Here is a 2511-nt window from a genome sequence, read left to right as displayed (position 1 = left end):
TGACCAGACCGCGCGCATCACCGGTGCGCTCGACCTCTTCGAGCATCGGCAACACCCGCGCCGGTGCACCGCCGTGTAGGGGGCCGCTCATCGCCCCGATCGCACCCGACAGCGCCGCCGCGACGTCGGCGCCGGTCGATGCGATCACCCGTGCGGTGAACGTCGAGGCGTTCATCCCGTGCTCGGCGGCCGAGACCCAGTACGCGTCGACGGCCTCGATATGCCTGGGATCCGGTTCGCCCTGCCACCTGGTCATGAAACGCGCTGTGACCGTGGGGCATTCGTCGATAACCCGCTGAGGAACGGCGGGTTGATAGATACCGCGGGCCGATTGGGCGACATAGGACAGCGCCATCACCGACGCCCGGGCGAGCTGGTCGCGGGCGGTTGCGTCGTCGATGTCGAGCAGCGGCTGATAGCCCCAGATCGGCGCTAACATCGCCAGGCCGGCCTGCACATCGACCCGCACATCACCGCTGTGGATCGGCAGCGGGAACGGCTCGGCGGGCGGCAGCCCGTGGCCGAACTTTCCGTCCACCAGCAAAGCCCAGGCGTCACCGAAGGTGACCCGCCGGCCCACCAGGTCCTCGATGTCGACGCCGCGGTAGCGCAGGGCGCCGCCGTCCTTGTCAGGCTCGGCAATCTCGGTGGTGAACGCGACCACACCCTCGAGGCCGGCGACGAAGTTCTCCGGGATCTTGTCCGGGATGACAGTCATAGCTGAATTCTCCCACGCCGCTGTTGGCCAGTTGCTACCGGTCGGTAACCAGCGAGGGGTCGCCCAGAGTAGCGTTGACGCGATGGCAGAACCAGACAACGAGCACCTCGCCGCGATGCGGGTGGAGTACGGCTCCGTCGAGAAAGACGGTAGCCCCGACCTCGACGTAGACTGGCTCGACAATGGTTGGCTTGCATTGTTACGCAAGTGGATTGGTGACGCCGAGCGGGCGGGGATCGCCGAGCCCAACGCGATGGTGTTGGCCACCGTGGACGCCGGAAGACCGGTCAGCCGGTCGGTGCTGTGCAAGGGCGTCGACGAGGACGGAATCACGTTCTTCACCAACTACGATTCGGCCAAAGGCGATGAGCTCGCCGTCACGCCGTACGCCTCGGCGACCTTTCCCTGGTATTTGCTGAACAGGCAGTTCCATATCCGCGGTGCGGTGAGCAAGGTCGATCCGGCGGCCACCGATGACTACTGGTCGAAGCGGCCGCGGGGCTCGCAACTGGGCGCCTGGGCGTCGCATCAGTCCCGGCCGATCCCCTCTCGCGCGGCGCTGGTCGATCAGCTCGCCGAGGTGACGGCCCGGTTCGCCGACTCCGAGCAGATCCCGGTTCCGCCGAACTGGGGCGGGTACCGCATCGCGCCCGATATTGTCGAGTTCTGGCAAGGCCGGGAAGACCGGCTGCACAACCGGATTCGTGTCAAAGGGGACCATGTCGAACGCCTGCAGCCCTGACCCCTATAGGCGCGTGTACCCGCCGTCGGAGGCGGACTGCGCCCCCGCGCAGGCGCGCCGTCCCGATAACGACTACCTTCAGCTATACGCAACCTTGTAGGGCCAGCATCAGCCGAGACCAAGAAGGGGTTCCAGTGGCCGCAACCGACGACTCCGCCACTCTTCAGTACCCAGGTGGTGAGTTGGAGCTCGACATCGCCCACGCCACCGAGGGAGCCGACGGTATCGCGCTCGGCTCGCTGCTGGCCAAGAGTGGATACACCACTTTCGACAACGGCTTCGTCAACACAGCCGCTTGCAAGAGCTCTATCACCTACATCGATGGGGATGCCGGAATCCTGCGCTACCGCGGTATCCCGATCGAGCAGCTCGCCGAGAAGTCGACGTTCATCGAAGTCAGCTACCTGCTGATCTACGGCGAGCTGCCGACCAAGGAGCAGCTGGCCAAGTTCACTCGCCAGATCCAGTTGCACACGATGCTGCATGAGGACCTGAAGCGATTCTTCGACGGCTTTCCCCGCAACGCCCACCCGATGCCGGTGGTGTCCAGCGCGGTCAACGCGCTCTCCGCTTACTATCCGGATTCGCTGGATCCCGCAGACGCCGAGCAGGTCGGGCTGTCGACGATCCGGTTGCTGGCCAAGTTGCCCACGATCGCCGCGTATGCCTACAAGAAGTCGATTGGTCAGCCCTTCCTCTACCCGGACAACTCGCTGACGCTGGTAGAGAACTTCCTGCGGATGACCTTCGGGCTGCCCGCCGAGCCCTACGACGTCGACCCCGAGGTCGTTCGGGCGCTGGACATGCTGCTGATCTTGCATGCCGACCACGAGCAGAACTGTTCGACGTCGACGGTGCGGCTGGTCGGGTCGTCACAGGCCAACCTGTTCACCTCGATCTCCGGCGGCATCAACGCGTTGTGGGGCCCGCTGCACGGCGGCGCCAACCAAGCCGTGCTGGAGATGCTGGAGGAGATCCGCAAGAGCGACGACGACGTCGGCGAGTTCGTCCGCAAGGTCAAGAACCGCGAAGAAGGCGTCAAGCTGATGGG

General features: G+C 65.3%; 3 protein-coding genes. 2 read left to right on the top strand and 1 reads right to left on the bottom strand.

Annotation, left to right across the window (positions count from 1 at the left end; translation table 11 throughout):
* Positions 1 to 718: citrate synthase 2 (locus WAN71_RS08600; RefSeq protein WP_422224920.1), on the bottom strand; the 718-nt coding region annotated here is incomplete at its 3' end.
* A gap of 82 nt (positions 719 to 800) precedes the next feature.
* On the opposite strand from WAN71_RS08600, the gene pdxH reads away from it, so the two are divergent.
* A complete protein-coding gene (gene pdxH, locus WAN71_RS08595) occupies positions 801 to 1460 on the top strand; it encodes a pyridoxamine 5'-phosphate oxidase (protein ID WP_422224919.1) in 660 nt (219 codons plus the stop codon).
* Positions 1461 to 1594: 134 nt separating this feature from the next.
* Positions 1595 to 2511, top strand: a 917-nt coding sequence (locus WAN71_RS08590; RefSeq protein ID WP_422224918.1) for a citrate/2-methylcitrate synthase, incomplete at its 3' end; no start/stop codon positions are given.

It is taken from the genome of Mycobacterium sp. (genome assembly GCF_049280035.1).
Lineage (GTDB): Bacteria > Actinomycetota > Actinomycetes > Mycobacteriales > Mycobacteriaceae > Mycobacterium.
The sequence above is the reverse complement of the archived record's forward strand: the minus strand, read 5'-3'. Positions and strand labels throughout refer to the sequence as shown.

What these genes read in the sequence shown, in the direction of transcription:
- pdxH (WP_422224919.1), top strand. Translation starts at nt 801, where the DNA reads ATGGCAGAACCAGACAACGAGCACCTCGCCGCGATGCGGGTGGAGTAC.